Source organism: Nitrosospira sp. CT, assembly GCF_059489795.1.
The window spans coordinates 1-16114 of the sequence record NZ_JCAHZJ010000006.1 but is presented as its reverse complement, the minus strand read 5'-3'; the positions used below and the strand labels follow the sequence as shown (position 1 = coordinate 16114).

Sequence of the window (16114 nt, the reverse complement as noted above, 5' to 3'; positions counted from 1 at the left end):
AATGGGAAAAGAGGGAGTGATAGCGTGAATGGTCGTGAGGATAGGATCGAGGCATTCAGATTCGGGGGATCGGCGCCAAATGGAATGAAAGAGTGCGGCGGCTGGCATCCGGCTGTTTGACCGCTTCATCCTATTTCTTCCTCTCCTATGTTTCCTCTCCAGAGAGGGAGTAGGATAAAGCAAAAAGATCAGAAGGGAGGGAGGACAAAAAGTAGGCTGAGGCTGATAAAAATTTAAGCCATACTGACAGCACTTCGACGACGCACGATCATACCGATCAGTCCCAGCCCCGCGAGCAGCATGGCGTAAGATTCCGGTTCCGGTATCATGCTGGGGCTGCCCACCGCGGCATTCATATTAAAACTGATTGAGCCACTGCCGGGGCCGGCGGCAAAGATGCCGAAAACGAGGTTTCCTGATTTTGAGTCGGGCGATTCTCCATAGTAGGAATTTAGGGAAAAGGAGGCATTCGAATATGAATTGAAACTTCCATTATCCTCATAGCCATAAAAGTTCGCGGAAGCGCTGACGGAGGCCGAGGTGGAGTCATAGTAATTATATTGTTCTCCCCCAGTTATATTTAATGTATAGGGGATAGTTACGGTCAACACGCCAGGCCCGTCGAAAGTGAAATTTTCCGTTCGATATCCAGAGGCCGAGGCGCTGGGGGTATCCCAGTAGTAAGAAGAATCTTCACCCAACGATTGAGCGTTGGCCGAGAAGGTTGAAGCGGAGGCGGAGGCAGAGGCATAGGTGTTGGTAGTGGCATCCGCATTTGCGGTGATGGACGAAGTCCAATCATAGATCGACTTTGTATTGTATTCGCTTCCTTCGTCGCGAACATGAGATGACGAGCTTAAGCTGGTGTATTCGTTGGAGAAAGTTACGGTAGGTACGTTTCCATCCACGCCCGTCACCGAAACCTGGAGCTGGCTCCAGTCGAGGGAGGCGCTGGCTGTTCCATCTGCAGCGTATGCTGACTGAGCAAATGCGAAACCGGTTGAGCAACTTATTAATATAAGACCGCGTCTAATCGAGTTCATGATAACCCCCCTTGAATATGAAGAGACAGATGCATCTGCATCTGCTTCAGCCGGCTAGCTGAAGCAAGACTATAAAGGGGAGATTCCCGGTTTTTCCGTACACTCGTGAACTGACAGGAAGGCTAAATAGGCGTACGCTGATAGCCGCGTCTTTTGCGCTTTTAACCGTCCTTTATTGCAGAAGATGGACCCTCTGTTCATATTGACCCGGTGAGCAAATAGTATTATTAATTCGGCGAGTAAACAGTTCAAATGTCATACTGGCGGAAGCGGTATCCAGTGACGTTCAAAGCTCGCCATTATTGGTTTGCGCTGGATTCTCGAGTCAGGCCAGGAATGACGAGATTCATAATACTTTCTGGCCGAGTCAATAGTGTGCCTATTCCTAAGCTTGAGCAAAGACTCAAGCGGCTGAGATAGCCAAGACAGAGGGATGGGTTGCCCAGGCACTTGGCTTATGGGAAACGCTCTAGCAGCATCGCGTCACTTTGCCATTGCCCCCATACCTTGCCTCCTGGCGCTCGCGGAAGAATTCCTCGTATGACATGACGGGCCGGTCGGGATGCGCATGGTGCATGTGTGCCACGTAAGTGCTGTATTCGGGCATGCCTACCATCAACCGCAGGCCCTGCCCGATATAACGCAATCCACTCACAATTCTGGTTAACATCGTTTGCTCCTCCTCGATAATTTTCCCCAAATTTTCCCGAAATCACCTTCACGTTCTGTCATCACGTCCTCGATACGGCTTCAACCGGCAATAACTCGAATGGCGCTTCCCTGGCGGTGGGGGTGCCGAGGGCGCGGGCGCGCAACACCGTGCGGATGCCGAATGCCAGCATGCTGATGAGTACCAGCATGAACAATGCCGCCAACGACGCATTGATATAATCGTTGAAAATCACCTGCTGCATCTGTCCGATGGATTTGGCCGGCGCAAGCACCGTGCCTTCCGTGACGGCTTCCTTGTATTTGTTTGCATGCGCCAGAAAACCGATGCGTGGATTGGGATCGAATATCTTCTGCCAGGCTGCGGTCAGGGTGCAGACAAAAACCCAGACGGCAGGAAGAATTGTCACCCACGCGAAACGATCCTGCTTCATCTTGAACAGCACACAGCTGCACAATACCAGGGCGATGCCTGCCAGCATCTGGTTGGAGATGCCAAATAGCGGCCACAGGGTATTGATGCCACCCAGAGGATCAACCACCCCCTGATAGAGAAAGTAACCCCAGCCTGCGACACAGACAGAAGTGGCAATCAGGTTGGCGATTATGGAATCGGTGCGCTTCATAAAAGGAATGAATGAACCCAGCAAATCCTGCAACATGAAGCGTCCGGCGCGGGTACCCGCATCGACTGCGGTGAGGATGAAAAGCGCTTCGAACAGAATGGCGAAGTGATACCAGAAGGCCATCATTGCCTGGCCACCCAGCACATCGGAGAGGATTTGCGCCATACCCACCGCCAGGGTGGGCGCGCCGCCAGTGCGGGAAATGACGGTATGCTCTCCCACATCCCGTGCCGTTTGCGTGATCATGTCGGGCGTGACATGGAAACCCCACTGAGATATGGTTTGGGCTGCGGATTCCGCTGTGGTGCCGATAATTGCCGCCGGGCTGTTCATGGCAAAATACACCCCGGGTTCGATGGTGGAGGCGGCAACCAGCGCCATGATGGCGACGAATGATTCCATCAGCATGGCACCGTAGCCGATGAAGCGTGCATCGCGCTCATTGCGGATCATCTTGGGTGTGGTCCCGGAAGATATGAGGGAATGAAAGCCGGATATTGCCCCACACGCTACCGTAATGAACAGGAAGGGAAACAGGCTGCCTGACCAGACCGGCCCCGAGCCATCCACGAACTGTGTCAATGCCGGCATCTTCAGTTCTGGCGAGATGATGAGGACGCCGATTGCCAGGCTGACCACGGTACCAATTTTGAGGAATGTCGAGAGATAATCGCGTGGCGCCAGCAGCAGCCATACCGGCATCACGGAGGCAATGAATCCGTAACCGATCAGGAGCCATGTGAGTTGCTCGCCAGTCAGCGTGAACAGCGCGGCGAGCGAGGGAATCTCCTGCACGTACTGGCCACCGACAATCGAGAGTATCAGCAGCACAAAGCCGATCAGCGACACTTCGCCAATGGAACCGGGGCGAATGTAGCGTGCATAAACTCCCATGAAAAGCGCAATAGGAATGGTGGCGGCGACGGTAAACGTTCCCCAGGGCGATTCCGCCAGCGCCTTGACCACGATCAGGGCGAGCACCGCAAGGAGGACCAGCATGATGAAGAATGTGCCGAAGAGGGCGATCATGCCCGGCAACTGCCCCATCTCGGACTTGATGAGATCGCCTAGCGAGCGGCCATCGCGCCGGATTGAAATAAAGAGCACGATGAAGTCCTGCACCGCGCCGGCGAGCACGACACCTGCGAGGAGCCAGAGCATGCTGGGCAGGTAGCCCATCTGCGCAGCCAGTATCGGTCCGACCAAGGGGCCAGCGCCGGCAATGGCGGCGAAATGATGGCCAAATAGCACATACTTGTTGGTTGGCACATAATCCAGCCCATCGTTGTGCTTGTAAGCCGGTGTCATGCGAGTGGGATCGAGCCCCAGCACTTTGCTGGTAATGAACCGGCTGTAGAAGCGATAGCCGATGGTGAAGACACAGACTGTTGCGACAACGATCCATAGGGCGCCAATCGGTTCGCCGCGATTCAGGGCGACAACTGCAAAGGCGAACGCACCGATGGCGGCAAATGCAAACCAGCCGAGTTTGCTGATAAGGGTATTCATTTTTTCTCCCGATTCGAATTCCTATTGAAGAGATTGAAGCTGATACTGCCCATACGAGTCCTCAAGATCGGCATTAATCCGAAGCCGGTGTGTACGAGCAGGTCTGATATATCGTAGATAATGATGAAGAGCTTGCGCTAGCGGGAAATTACCAGAGAAAGGTTTCGCAAATTACCAGAAGTTACAGTATGCGCAAGGATGCGGATAAATTCAGGAGGACTTTAGTAAAAGTACCAGAGAACAGCGGGAAGATTATAGCTAAGATGCCGATATGAAACTAAAACAAAAAATCATTCTTTTCGCGGTCGTACCGCTGCTCGTCGTGTCGTTCGTCATCGCGATGACAGTGCATCGTCATTCAGTCTTGTTGGCCGAACAACTCCGTCAAGTTATCAAGACAGCTTACCTCGCCAGCAAAGATGAAGAATTGAAAAACTACGTGGCGTTGGCGAAAAATTCCATTGAAGGCGCCGACAAAGCCGGGGCGGGGGATGAGGGCGCGAGGGAGCAAGCGAAAGCCACATTGGCAAAACTCGAGTATGGCGGCCGTGACGGATATTTCTTTCTGTTCGACATAAACGGCAAGTCGCTCATGCATCCCCGACTGACGGAAAGAGTTCAGCAGGTTTGGTGGGATTATAAGGATGCAAACGGCAAGCCGGTTATCCAGGACCTCGTCAGGAGAGGACGTACTGGGGGCGGTTTCGAGGATTACCTGTGGGAAAAGCCTTCGCTTGGTAATGCTCTTACGCCGAAGCGTGCTTACGTCGTGGAACTCCCGAATCTGGGCTGGATACTGGGCACAGGCGTTTACCTGGATGATGTCGAGGATGCTTTAACCCGTATCAATATGCAGGTTTCACGCAGTGTCTTCGATACGACTGTTTGGATCGCGGCTACCGCTCTTATAAGCGTTACCGTAATGATATTGTTCGGTTGGAGTTTTAACACCTGGGAGCGGCGTGACGCAACCTGGAAGGAACGCGAGCGCATTGCCGGAGAACTGCATGCCGGAGTTTGCCAGAGATTAGGGGCTGCGAAGTTGACGAGTGAAAGAAAAGCGCTGGAACTGACGGACGTGGATGGGCCGACAGATCTGGCTGAGGAGGCTTTGCGGCATACAGCAGCCGAGATTGGAGTGGCTATGTTAGAGGTGCGCGAAATCTCTCACGGGCTTCATCCCGAAACATTAATGCAGTTTGGACTTGCCCACACGCTGCAACAGCTTCAGGAGAAATGGGTGGGCTCCTTCGGTGGGGAAATTGAGTTGACGATTCCTGGCGAAGCTCGTCCACTTGGGCTTGACGGTAGTTTTGTCCTGTACCGGGTAGCGCAGGAGGCCTTGCAAAATTCCATAAAGCATGCGGAGGCAACCAGGATAGCGATACGATTGCGAGTCGGATGGCGGAGGGTAGAGCTTGTCGTGGCCGACAACGGACGGGGCCTTCCCGAAGGCAAGAACTTTACCTCTGGCATAGGTTTGATCAATATGAAAGAGAGGGTGAAAGAGATTGGAGGAATATTGAGTATTACTTCAACGAAAGAGGGCGTGATAATACGCGCCGTGGTCCCGCGGATCTAAATCAAGTAAGGGAAACGTTTAAAGTAAAGGGAACATTATGAATACTCCAAGGACTGTAAAAATAATGTTGGTCGAAGATCATCCTCTGTATCGTGACGCACTGCGAAATCTGCTCCAGACAGACCGGGATTTCCTAGTCGTGAAGGAGGTAGCGACTGCAAATGCGGCTCTCCAATACGCAAAACTCAGCGATATCGATGTGATGCTGATTGATATAGGATTGCCCCAGGGAGTTGAGGGATTAGAGCTTGTGGACAATTTAAGTAAATTCCCTCGCAAGCCCGCTGTGCTCATAATCAGCACGCATAAGAAGCGGGAATATATCGAGCGGGCAAAAAACTCCGGTGCGCAGGGTTATATCTCAAAGGACGAACCTGCGGAAAGGATTTTGCATGCAATTGATGAGGTCGCGGCAGGCCGGTCCTACTGGCCCCCCGTTAAAATTGAGTCAATACCCCAGACACCGCCTACACCTCGGGAAATGTGTGTCCTGAAATATATCGCCCAGGATCTGAATACCAAAGAGATCGCGAAGAAACTGAAGCTAAAGGTGCGAACAGTGGAAGCGCACAAGCTTAACATCCGGGATAAATTCGAGGTTAAGACCCCCGTTAAGCTTTATAAATTCGCCGTGAAATGCATGGAGCTCTATGGGGTTCCCGAATGCGTTGAAGCTGAAGAGTATGAAACGGGAAAGAGGCAAATTTTTCCGTGGCAGAGCAATCCACCACCTGCCCCGTCTCATTGATGCCAGTGGCTGCACTGGAATGACCGCTAAAGTGCCGAGGTCTCTCTTTACCTTGGGACAGGACCGGGAATGTGGGACACGCAGTGTACGCGTAACAGCTAGCGGAATGGACGACTCAGGAAAGGGGAACCGGCAAGTCCGAAGCGCCAGGGGACATCCTTTGCTTTGGAAATCCCTATACGCGGGCCTGTTACAACTGGAACAGGATCAGAGGAAGGGGTAAGCTGAAATGGAGGGGTATCGATCGGCATTCCGCTATGCTCGTGTGTGATGCCCAGCGCCTGACATACCCGGCCCGGGCCGGAACAGAGAAGCCTCTCATCGCTCAGCCCTCGCCGCTTACGCATGATAGCCAGCCCGGCAAGTGGTTCGATCGCGCGAATCAATACGCCAGCTCCATGTCCCGCGGGACGGCAGACAAAATTCAGGCACCAGTGAATGCCGTACGAGCGGTAGATGTAGGCATGGCAGGGAGGGCCGAACATCACCTGGTTACGCCTGGTAGGACCCGAAAAGCTGTGCGAGGCAGGATCATCATGGTCATAAGCTTCTGTCTCTACGATCCGACCGCCAACTCCGTTTATAAGCAAGGTGGCGCCTATGAGGGAGCGCGCAACGTCAACGGAAGAAGCTGAAAAATCGATAGGTGGTTGAATCATGCTCATGGTGCAGATTTTATACAGGGCGCCTCAAAAAACCAACTGCCTGCTCCTTGCTGTGACTTGCTCTGCCGGGCCTTACGTTATATGGCTTTTGCTGCTTCATTCTGCTGCTTCATTCAATAAGCGGATAGGATATTTGTCCTGCCAGGTTTTTGGTGGGGCTTTTGAAGGTTAAACTTAAGCTGAATGTTGATTGACGAAACCTCGAGAAGGAAAGCGGAGGGGGAAATATCAGCGCCCGTGCTCATGATTGCCGCAACCTTGCTTTTTGCCACCATGAGCATGTGTGTCAAGCTTGCTTCGGCAGAGTATGGTACGGGTGAAATGGTGTTTTATCGAGGCCTCATTGGAGCCGTGATCGTGTTTACACTGGCGCGAAGGCGGGGCGTCACGCTTCGCACCTCCGTTCCGGCGTTGCACTTCTGGAGAAGTCTGACGGGTGTGTGCGCACTTGGGCTCTGGTTTTACGCCATAGAAGCGCTCCCACTTTCTGCCGCCGTAACACTGAATTACACGGCTCCTATCTGGATGGCTGTCCTGCTCATCGGCGGCTCAGTTTTTCTGAAGCAGGGGCGAGCCGATGCGCGTCTGATCGGTCCAATTTTTGCCGGGTTCGCTGGCGCCGTCTGTATTCTTCGGCCTGCGATCCAGAATGATCAGACATGGGGTGGTTTCGTAGGCCTGCTCTCCGGCCTGCTGACGGCAATGGCATACCTCCAGGTGGCTGCACTCGGCAGAGCAGGTGAGCCGGATACGCGCGTCGTATTTTTTTTCTCCATTGCCAGCATGGGAGGGGGAGCCCTGCTAACATTCCTTGGGGATGGATGGCATACTCACACGCTGCATGGCTTGGGGTTGCTGCTGGCCGTGGGCTTGCTTGCGACATTGGCCCAGTTACTGCTTACCCGCGCCTATGCGATCGGAAAACTGCTCGTCAATGGCAGCCTTCAATACCTCGGCATTGTCTGGTCCTACCTGTATGGAGTATTGCTATTCGGCGACCGGATTACCGGCGTGTCACTGCTTGGGATGGGACTGATCGCGCTGGCGGGAATTGCGGCTACAGCATTACGTGAACCTCTTGCTTCTCCTGGCGAAATGGAAACGCCAGAAGGACTTTGAAACGGACGTTGAAAGGGATCCATGGAGGGATGGGCACCGAAAGGAAGAGTTGCCGCGGTAAATCAATGATACCGCGGCAACAATCTCGATCAGTTCGGCCCGATCGGCCCACCTTGTTCATACTTCGGATCCTTTAGGGGTCTTCCCTCCTTATCGGTGGGAAATTTCGGCACGTGGGATTCCGGGCTCGGCGAGCGGGGATCCTGGGCGCGTTCCATGCGCTTCTCCTGGTCTACATAACCTGTATCCACAGGTTCTTCAAGGATGTCGTATGGAGCCGGCCCTCCGGTAGGTCCTTTTTGCGAACCTTGTCCGGTGTAGCCGCTTTGACCGCCAGAACTTCCTTGGCCAGAACTCGCCCCCGTACCTTGTTGGGCATACGCCACACCTGCAATGCTGAAAACCGCCGCACCCGTCAGCGCCAATATCGACGCCAGTCCCCGGTTAATTGATGTCGAAGATGATTTCATAGTTATTCCTTCTTGTCGATCCAGCGATATTGCTGTGTCTGAAAGATTACGTAGCGAGCACTCGCAGGTCAGTGCGGTAACACACGAAGTTGCTCCTTTGAGGTGCAATCCGGGCGCGAATCGTAACTGGAGGGGAAAACATGGCGGAAACCGGCGGAGCTGAAAATTGCACCGACTGCTTTTCCCAAGAAGGTATTCAACAAGCCAGAATGATGCCGAATTTTTCATGGTCATCCTCTTGTTAAAGTAGCAAAATTGCGGTAATTCAATGATAAGGTCTTCTTCTTAATTATTCAGTACGTTATCACGTGTATACTGATGGGTGTGGCTGGGCCCACTCCAGGCTTATCCATGCCATTACGGTTTTCAGCCCGTTGACAGCAAATACCATTCCTCAATATTGCCTTCTGATTGTCCTGATGAGCGCTCCTCCTGCCTGGGCGCAAGCGCTTATTCTCGATACAACGGATAGTCCCAAAATCAAAAGTCAGAATGGCAATTTTGAAATGGTTTTCGGCGCGCGGGCTCATCTCGATGTACATGCCTTCGATAACGATAAAGCCCATTCCTCCTATCCACCGTTCGGGAGCCAGATACCCGGCAGCTTTCCCGATAGCGGGTTTAACTTCCGGCGGGGGTATACGGACGTAACAGGCAAAATCTATGATCTGGGTTTCAAATTCCAGAACGACTTTGCCGCTGGCACTTTTCCCGGCAGTCTGCGGGAGGTTTGGGTTTCAGCAAAGCTTGGCCCGGGTCTGTTGACCGTCGGCCAGTTCAAGGCTTATCGTGGTATGGAGGAATTGACAAGCTCAAATGAAGTTACCATGATGGAGCGTCCTTCGACTTCATCTACCGGCATTTACAGCGGACGGCAATGGCTGATGGGAGTGGGTTACAAGGGAATCTTCCGCGAGCAGATGGGTTACGCTGCGGATATCATGAGTTTGACGCACGCCGGTATGCCTATTTCAGGCTCGAGCTATGGAGGGCGCTTATTCTGGGTACCATTTACGAACGAAGGTAACATTCTTCACTTCGGATTCTCCTATAGTATGGATACCTCCAGTAGCGAATCCCTTGCAGCAAAGTTTGTGGATATTTACGGCGGTCGTCGCGGAATTACTAAATCTCTCGGGGTTGCTGGCAAAAGTTCGGCTTTATCCGGCCATAGCAGCCAATCGACCTTTGCCCTGGAAACCGCGTATGCGCTTGGACCGCTGACCTTGCAGGGGGAGTACGTAAATTCGACGCTCGACGATACGCATCTTGTATCAGGCAAGCAAAAAAATTCGACGATACAATCCTATTACGTGCAGGGGAGCTGGTTTGTGACGGGCGAGAGAACCGTTTACCGGAAAGAGCGCGGGGCTTTGGGCAAACCAAAGCCCAGAGGAGAATGGGGCGCTCTCGAACTTGCCGTACGCTACGATTTCGCTGAAAACATGGCTCAGAGCCTGATCGCGGACCCCTGCGGCACCGGAACCTCAAAATGCCAGGTAGAGGTCATTACATTGGGGGCTAACTGGTATGTTCGCAAGGGTCTGCGTTTCATGCTCAATTATTATCTGACGAAAGCCTCGATCGGGAACAGCGGTCCGGGCACCCCCAACCGGGAGGACAGTCCAGCCGTACTTTCATTTCGTACTCAGTTGAGTTTTTGACGACAGAAGTTTTGAGTGGGGATGCGCGGCCTCGAACGAGCATACTGCCTGAATCCTGTCCATCTTCATAAGGTCTGTCCGGAGGATGAATTCTCTATGTTCCTTGCCAGCCTCGCTGAAGCGCTATAAGGAGAGCCTACCGCTATAAGGGGCCTACATGCGCTCGATATATTCACCGCTATCGGTATTGACCTTGATTCTTTCCCCCTGCAGGACGAACGGCGGGACCATGACGACCAGTCCGGTCTCCAGCGTGGCGGGCTTGTAGGAACTGGTTGCGGTGGCGCCTTTCAGGTTGGGCTCGGTATCGGTGATGGTGAGCACCACACTGGCAGGAAGTTGCACGCCGATCGCCCGATCGTTGTGGAAATTGACTTGGATATCCGTATTCGGCAGCAGATATTCATACTGGCCTTCGAGGAAATCACGCGACAGGCTCAATTGCTCATAGTTTTCCTTATCCATGAAGATATAATTGTCGCCCTCCTGATAGAGAAAGGTCACTTCCCGCGGCTCGACGAAAGCACGTTCCACCTTGTCTTCGGTGCGGATACGCTGGTTGGTCTTTGTGCCTGCTTCGATATCTTTCATTTCCACCTGCATGAAGGCCCCGCCGCGGCCGCCAACATGGACGTGGTAACATTTCAGTACGCGCCAGATTCGCTTGTCCCATTCAATCAGATTGCCGACGCGAATTTCGGTAGCAAGAACTTTAGCCATATTTTTTTGGTGAATTCGTTTGAATCAAGAAGCGCGCATCTTACTACAAAAAACTGATGATAATTCTTCCCCGGTTGAGTTTTCGGCAGATTGCCGCCGCTGCCCCCGGTTGGCCGGATTTCTGGATGAGGTAAAAGCGCGCCATCCCGATTATCATGCCCGGCCGGTGCCTGCTTTTGGAGATGCCAGGCCCAGGCTTCTGATCATCGGGCTGGCGCCGGGAATGCACGGCGCGAACCGGACGGGCAGGCCTTTTACAGGCGATTTTGCGGGCGTTCTCTTGTATGGAACACTTTTCAAGTTCGGTTTTGCCAACCATGAAGGCTCTGCTTCCATCAATGACAACCTGGAACTGATGCAATGCCGCATCACCAATGCCGTCAAATGTCTTCCGCCGAAGAACAAACCGGAGGCAAGCGAGATCAGGCAGTGCAACAGGTATCTCGCGCATGAGATTTCGGCCTTTGCTGAAGGAGGGGGAAGCGCGCTGCTGGCTCTTGGTGCTGTCGCTCATCAGGCTGTGCTGATGGCATTCGGACTCAAGCCGAAGTCCCATGCCTTCAGTCATGGCGCTGTTCATGCGCTTGCTGGAAACTTCGGGCCTGATGACTCGAAACGTAACGGGTTGATGCTATATGACAGCTATCATTGCAGCCGTTACAATACCCAGACCCATCGCCTGACTACAGAAATGTTCGAAGAGGTGTTTGCAAAAATCCGCTCTGACCTGGCCTAATCTGGCTTTCCAGTGGGCGTCGCAGCGGAAAACTGGAGATTAACCATGCCCTATGTCAATATCCGTATTGCCGGCTCGCTCAGTCGCGAGCAGAAGAAGCAGATCGCTCAGGAAATAACCGATACGCTGGAGCGCATCGCGCATAAACCCAAATCCTATACTTATATCGCTTTCGATGAAATGCCCCATGAAAGCTGGGCCATCGCGGGCAGCCTGCTGGGTGAGGAGGACTGATCGCCTTGCAGGCAGAAGCGGTTTTCGATGCCAAGGCGTTTTGCGCCAGTCTTCCATCCCAGCCTGGAGTCTATCGCATGATGAACTCAGCAGGGCAGGTGATTTATGTCGGCAAGGCGATTGACCTCAAGAAGCGTGTTTCTTCCTATTTTCAGAAGAATGGCCTGGGGCCCCGCACGCAACTCATGGTTTCCCAGATTGCGGGAGTCGAAACCACCGTTACGCGATCTGAAGCAGAGGCGCTGTTACTCGAAAACAATTTAATAAAAAGCTTAAATCCTCGCTATAACATACTTTTCAGGGACGATAAATCTTATCCCTATGTGGTCTTGAGCGGACACAGGTTTCCCCGGCTTGGCTTTCACCGGGGCCCGCTCGACAAGAAACACCGCTATTTTGGTCCTTTCCCCGATGCGAGAATGGTGCGGGAGAGCATCCAGCTGCTGCAAAAGATATTCCGCATCCGTACTTGCGAAGACAGTGTTTTCAGCAATCGCACGCGTCCCTGTCTGCTCTACCAGATCAAACGCTGTAGCGGACCCTGCGTCGATCTGGTCAGTGAAGAAGCCTACGCGGAAGACGCAAGGGATGCAGAACTTTTTCTGCACGGCAAGCAAACGGAGGTTTTGAAAAGCATTACCAGAAAAATGCATGAGGCCGCCAATGAACAGGAATATGAGCAAGCGGCGTTGTTTCGCGATCAGATCCAATCCCTGCGAAAGATCTGCGAAAAGCAATTCGTGGATAGCGGGCGAGCGCTGGATGCCGATATCGTTGCCTGCGTGGCAGAGAACAACGGTGGCGGTCGGGTGTGCGTCAACCTTGCGATGGTCAGGGGAGGGCGTCACCTCGGGGACAAGAGTTTTTTTCCGCAAAATGCAGAAGGATATGATCTCGCCGCGGTAGTGGAAGCTTTCCTGACCCAGCACTACCTCAATCGCAGCGTTCCGGATATGATCATCGTGGGAGAGAAAATTCCGCGGGAATCACTCCAGGCTCTGCTCACGCAGCAGGCTGGGCATAAGGTGAGCATCAATGTGAACCCGATAGGCAGCAGACGCGTGTGGCTGGATATGGCGGCAGAAAATGCCACCCTTGCGCTGGAACAAATGCTGGGCCGCCAGGCAAGCCAGGAGGAGCGGCTGCAAGCTTTGCAGCAGGCTCTGGATATGACCGGGTTGAGCCGGATTGAATGTTTCGATATCAGTCATACAATGGGTGAAGCCACCGTTGCCTCCTGCGTGGTTTATGACAACTTCGCCATGCGCAACAGCGAGTACCGTCGCTACAATATTACTGATATCACGCCGGGAGACGATTATGCCGCCATGCGCGACGTGCTCTCGCGGCGCTACCATAAAATTGCGGAAGGCGAGGGCAATCTACCCGATCTGATCCTGATCGACGGGGGAAGAGGGCAGATCAACGCTGCTCACGAGGTTATGGTAGAGTTGGGGTTGAGCGATGCGAACCTGGTAGGCGTGGCAAAAGGCGAGGAGCGCAAGCCGGGGCTGGAGCAATTGATTTTCCCGGAGGTGGAAAAACCATTACAATTGTCAAAGGATCATCCTGGATTGCATCTCATCCAGCAGATTCGGGATGAAGCGCATCGCTTTGCAATTTACGGTCATCGCGCAAAGCTCGGCAAGTCCCGCATTAGTTCAAGCCTGGAGCAGATCGCCGGTATTGGCGCCAAACGCCGGCAAAGTCTGCTGGCAAGGTTTGGCGGGCTGAAAGGCGTGCGCACCGCGAGCATCGAAGAATTGCAGCAGGCTGATGGTATCAGTCGCGCGCTGGCAGAGAAAATTTACAGGGAACTGCATTGAATCTTGCCGGGCCTGCAGGCTCAGTAGCCTGCAGTAGGACGCTTTCCGGATTCGTTTTTTAATGGCATATTCCCGACCCTTATGCCTTTTAATCTGCCCAACGTTCTCACCTGGCTGCGCATCGTGGCGATTCCGCTGTTCGTGGGCATATTCTATTTTCCCTCGACCTGGTTATCGCACGCCGACCAGAACCTGATCGCAACCATTATCTTTACTGGCGCCGCCATTACCGACTGGCTGGACGGTTATCTTGCGCGCGTGCTGCGGCAAACCTCGGCCTTCGGTGCGTTCCTCGATCCCGTTGCTGACAAGCTCATGGTCGCTGCCGCACTCATCGTGCTGGTTTACCTGAGCAGGCTGGATGCGCTCATCGCTTTCATCATCATAGGACGGGAGATCGCCATTTCGGCCTTGCGCGAATGGATGGCCCAGATCGGCAAAGGCAAGAGCGTGGCCGTTTCCTTTCTGGGGAAATTGAAAACCGTGTCGCAAATGGCGGCCATTCCGCTACTGCTATATCACGAAAAAATAGGTGAAAGCTTCGACCCGCATGAGATAGGCACCTGGCTCATCTATCTTGCGGCGATATTGACGCTGTGGTCGATGGCCTATTATCTCAAGGTCGCGATTCCGCAGGCGATGAAGCATGGCTGACCAAGCTGCGATAAAGGGAGGAGAAAAAATGCAATCACTGTACAACCCGGATATATACCCCGACCAGGTTCGGGAAATGATATGCGAATCGGGAGAAACGGGAATCGGGATTGCCAACCGCTGGATGACAGGATGGCCGAAGAGAGTAGTGAAACTGCTGGTGGAGGATATGTACGAGGGCGCGTTTCAGTATCAGCTCTTGCAGGAACAGGATGTGATCGCAAGAGCATCAAACCTGAGCCATCTCGCGCCGATGGAAATTATCGTGATGTCGGGCCTGAACCCGGAGCCGCCAGAGGTGTAGGATGCTTTATTGATCCGGCCAGAAAATACTACGAATCTCGTCATTCCGGGCCTGACCTGGAATCCAGCAAACCGGAATCCAGCCCAAACCAATAAGGGCGTGCTTTGAACTCCGTTGGATCCCGGCTTCCGCCGGTATGACGTTTGTACTGCTTGCTCGCCGACTCAATAAGGGTTCACAAAAAACAGACGAACTTTGACCGGAAGAAACCGGCGGGAAACAGCTATCTGAATCTGTCTTGCACAATGCCGGTGCTACGGCCCCGACTTATCACGCTGTTATAAGTACTCCAAGATTGCTATTCCTTTATGCATAATGGGGGCAAACACCCGGAGTTACATGCTTTTTAACCTTCAGGCGAATACTTTTGGGTTACTGCTTTCTTGACAAAGATAGCGCCGCCCTTATAATGGCAGGCTGTTTTTCGCGGGAATAGCTCAGTGGTAGAGCACAACCTTGCCAAGGTTGGGGTCGCGAGTTCGAGCCTCGTTTCCCGCTCCAGTTACTGGGAAAATGGATCATTGCTGCGGTCTCTGTCGAGATTGAATTTGAGGGACTCAGGCTAAAAATATCCGTTTTCCCTTTTTGCTTTTTGTTCTCGCACCGCAATGGTGTCAAGTAGCATACGGTCGCCGTAGGTCATAGTAAGGCGGGGTGGCAGAGTGGTTATGCAGCGGCCTGCAAAGCCGTGGACGCCGGTTCGATTCCGACCCCCGCCTCCATCAGATCATCCAACAACACCCAAAAACCCGCCTGAGTGCGGGTTTTTTACTACCTTCTGCGGCGCTCGCAGCAATTGAAGTCAATGCTTCAGGTGTGCGCAAGATCAAGGTGTGGGACAAAAACAGCGCGCATGAGCGTTTGTGCAAGCACTTCGGCCTATTTCGGGAGGACAATAGTCAGAAGCCGGTCGGGGAACAAAAGCTGAAAATTTCATTTATCTCTCCTTCCGATAAATTCGATAAGTAATTATATTTGCCAGTACTCGGCCCCTTATTTCAATTATTTTCTCAGTCGAGGGAGAAAAAATATAATCTTTGCAGACCTCCAGCTCTCCAGGAGCAATAAATGAGTCTGACCCTTGAAGATGCCCTTCGCGCATACGCTAAGGCGCTCAACACTCTCAATCCTGCGCCCCTTGAGCCTATTCTTGCAGTCGATTTCCATTATTCATCACAAATGGTCTTCCAGGAAATCACATCCAGAGATACTTTTCTGGACTATTTCAGAGTGAAGCTGCAAGCAATCAAGAAATCCAGGCAACAGTGTTTGCAGAGATGGGAAAAATGCCAGAGTATTTCCGATATGAGCCTTGTGTAGTGGTTGCACAACATGGCAAGGACAATCTGGTCGGAGTCGTTCTTGGAGAAGTCGAATCAAATCAGCTAAAACGATTAGATTTCTGTATAGCTCCATGCCCTAGGTGTTTAGTCCCGCTGTATGCTGGTGTAGAGTATTGCCAGCTACAGAGAGGGGAATTATGGGACAGGTATTACATGGCTGCGCCACCACGACAGAGGCGGTGCGTCGAGCGATACAACATAG

At 52.8% G+C, this 16114-nt stretch carries 16 protein-coding genes and 2 tRNA genes; 12 read left to right on the top strand and 6 right to left on the bottom strand.

What is annotated here, in order from left to right; genetic code table 11:
* Positions 1–233 precede the first annotated feature (233 nt).
* The 3 genes from AC52W5_RS01095 to AC52W5_RS01085 all read right to left on the bottom strand — a co-directional run bounded on the left by AC52W5_RS01095 (position 234) and on the right by AC52W5_RS01085 (position 3847).
* Positions 234–1043, bottom strand: a complete 810-nt coding sequence (locus AC52W5_RS01095) for a PEP-CTERM sorting domain-containing protein (protein WP_081363517.1) — start codon at positions 1041–1043, stop codon at positions 234–236.
* Positions 1044–1512: 469 nt separating this feature from the next.
* Positions 1513–1713: a YbdD/YjiX family protein gene (locus AC52W5_RS01090; protein WP_074974193.1), complete on the bottom strand. Its 201-nt coding sequence runs from the start codon at positions 1711–1713 to the stop codon at positions 1513–1515.
* Positions 1714–1774: 61 nt separating this feature from the next.
* Entirely contained in the window at positions 1775–3847 is a 2073-nt protein-coding gene (locus AC52W5_RS01085) for a carbon starvation CstA family protein (RefSeq protein WP_495669646.1), read from the bottom strand.
* Between the two features lie 271 nt (positions 3848–4118).
* Here AC52W5_RS01085 and AC52W5_RS01080 point away from each other — a divergent pair, with 271 nt between their 5' ends.
* Positions 4119–5429 carry a cache domain-containing protein gene (locus tag AC52W5_RS01080; protein ID WP_495669645.1) on the top strand — a complete coding sequence of 437 codons (1311 nt, stop codon included), beginning with the start codon at positions 4119–4121 and terminating at the stop codon, positions 5427–5429.
* A 37-nt stretch (positions 5430–5466) separates the two neighbouring features.
* Positions 5467–6177, top strand: coding sequence for a response regulator transcription factor (locus AC52W5_RS01075; RefSeq protein WP_495669644.1), 711 nt, complete (start codon positions 5467–5469; stop codon positions 6175–6177).
* Between the two features lie 98 nt (positions 6178–6275).
* Here AC52W5_RS01075 and AC52W5_RS01070 read toward each other — a convergent pair whose 3' ends face one another.
* Positions 6276–6842, bottom strand: coding sequence for a DNA-3-methyladenine glycosylase (locus tag AC52W5_RS01070; RefSeq protein WP_495669643.1), 567 nt, complete (start codon positions 6840–6842; stop codon positions 6276–6278).
* Between the two features lie 183 nt (positions 6843–7025).
* On the opposite strand from AC52W5_RS01070, the gene AC52W5_RS01065 reads away from it, so the two are divergent.
* On the top strand, positions 7026–7961 hold the full coding sequence (locus tag AC52W5_RS01065; RefSeq protein ID WP_495669642.1) for a DMT family transporter: 936 nt from the start codon (positions 7026–7028) through the stop codon (positions 7959–7961).
* 89 nt (positions 7962–8050) lie between these two features.
* Here AC52W5_RS01065 and AC52W5_RS01060 read toward each other — a convergent pair whose 3' ends face one another.
* Entirely contained in the window at positions 8051–8431 is a 381-nt protein-coding gene (locus AC52W5_RS01060; protein ID WP_074974181.1) for a hypothetical protein, read from the bottom strand.
* 419 nt (positions 8432–8850) lie between these two features.
* On the opposite strand from AC52W5_RS01060, the gene AC52W5_RS01055 reads away from it, so the two are divergent.
* On the top strand, positions 8851–10095 hold the full coding sequence (locus AC52W5_RS01055) for an OprO/OprP family phosphate-selective porin (RefSeq protein WP_495669641.1): 1245 nt from the start codon (positions 8851–8853) through the stop codon (positions 10093–10095).
* 153 nt (positions 10096–10248) lie between these two features.
* On the opposite strand, the gene efp is transcribed toward AC52W5_RS01055, so the two are convergent.
* Positions 10249–10815 carry an elongation factor P gene (gene efp / locus AC52W5_RS01050; protein ID WP_495669640.1) on the bottom strand — a complete coding sequence of 189 codons (567 nt, stop codon included), beginning with the start codon at positions 10813–10815 and terminating at the stop codon, positions 10249–10251.
* A gap of 19 nt (positions 10816–10834) precedes the next feature.
* On the opposite strand from efp, the gene AC52W5_RS01045 reads away from it, so the two are divergent.
* The 8 genes from AC52W5_RS01045 to AC52W5_RS01010 all read left to right on the top strand — a co-directional run bounded on the left by AC52W5_RS01045 (position 10835) and on the right by AC52W5_RS01010 (position 15889).
* Positions 10835–11551 (top strand): uracil-DNA glycosylase, encoded by a 717-nt coding sequence (locus AC52W5_RS01045; protein WP_495669639.1) that lies wholly within the window; start codon positions 10835–10837, stop codon positions 11549–11551.
* 45 nt (positions 11552–11596) lie between these two features.
* The gene (locus AC52W5_RS01040; RefSeq protein ID WP_074974177.1) at positions 11597–11785 is read left to right on the top strand and encodes a tautomerase family protein; all 189 of its coding nucleotides are present in this window, start codon (positions 11597–11599) and stop codon (positions 11783–11785) included.
* A gap of 5 nt (positions 11786–11790) precedes the next feature.
* On the top strand, positions 11791–13611 hold the full coding sequence (uvrC, locus tag AC52W5_RS01035; RefSeq protein ID WP_495669638.1) for an excinuclease ABC subunit UvrC: 1821 nt from the start codon (positions 11791–11793) through the stop codon (positions 13609–13611).
* Between the two features lie 81 nt (positions 13612–13692).
* Positions 13693–14265, top strand: a complete 573-nt coding sequence (gene pgsA, locus AC52W5_RS01030) for a CDP-diacylglycerol--glycerol-3-phosphate 3-phosphatidyltransferase (RefSeq protein ID WP_495669637.1) — start codon at positions 13693–13695, stop codon at positions 14263–14265.
* On the top strand, positions 14258–14569 hold the full coding sequence (locus AC52W5_RS01025) for a hypothetical protein (protein ID WP_495669636.1): 312 nt from the start codon (positions 14258–14260) through the stop codon (positions 14567–14569). The genes pgsA and AC52W5_RS01025 overlap by 8 nt, the downstream gene beginning before the upstream one ends.
* Positions 14570–14995: 426 nt before the next feature.
* Positions 14996–15070, top strand: a tRNA-Gly gene (locus AC52W5_RS01020).
* A 147-nt stretch (positions 15071–15217) separates the two neighbouring features.
* Positions 15218–15291, top strand: a tRNA-Cys gene (locus AC52W5_RS01015).
* Between the two features lie 346 nt (positions 15292–15637).
* A complete protein-coding gene (locus tag AC52W5_RS01010; RefSeq protein WP_495669635.1) occupies positions 15638–15889 on the top strand; it encodes a hypothetical protein in 252 nt (83 codons plus the stop codon).
* The last annotated feature ends 225 nt before the right edge of the window (positions 15890–16114 follow it).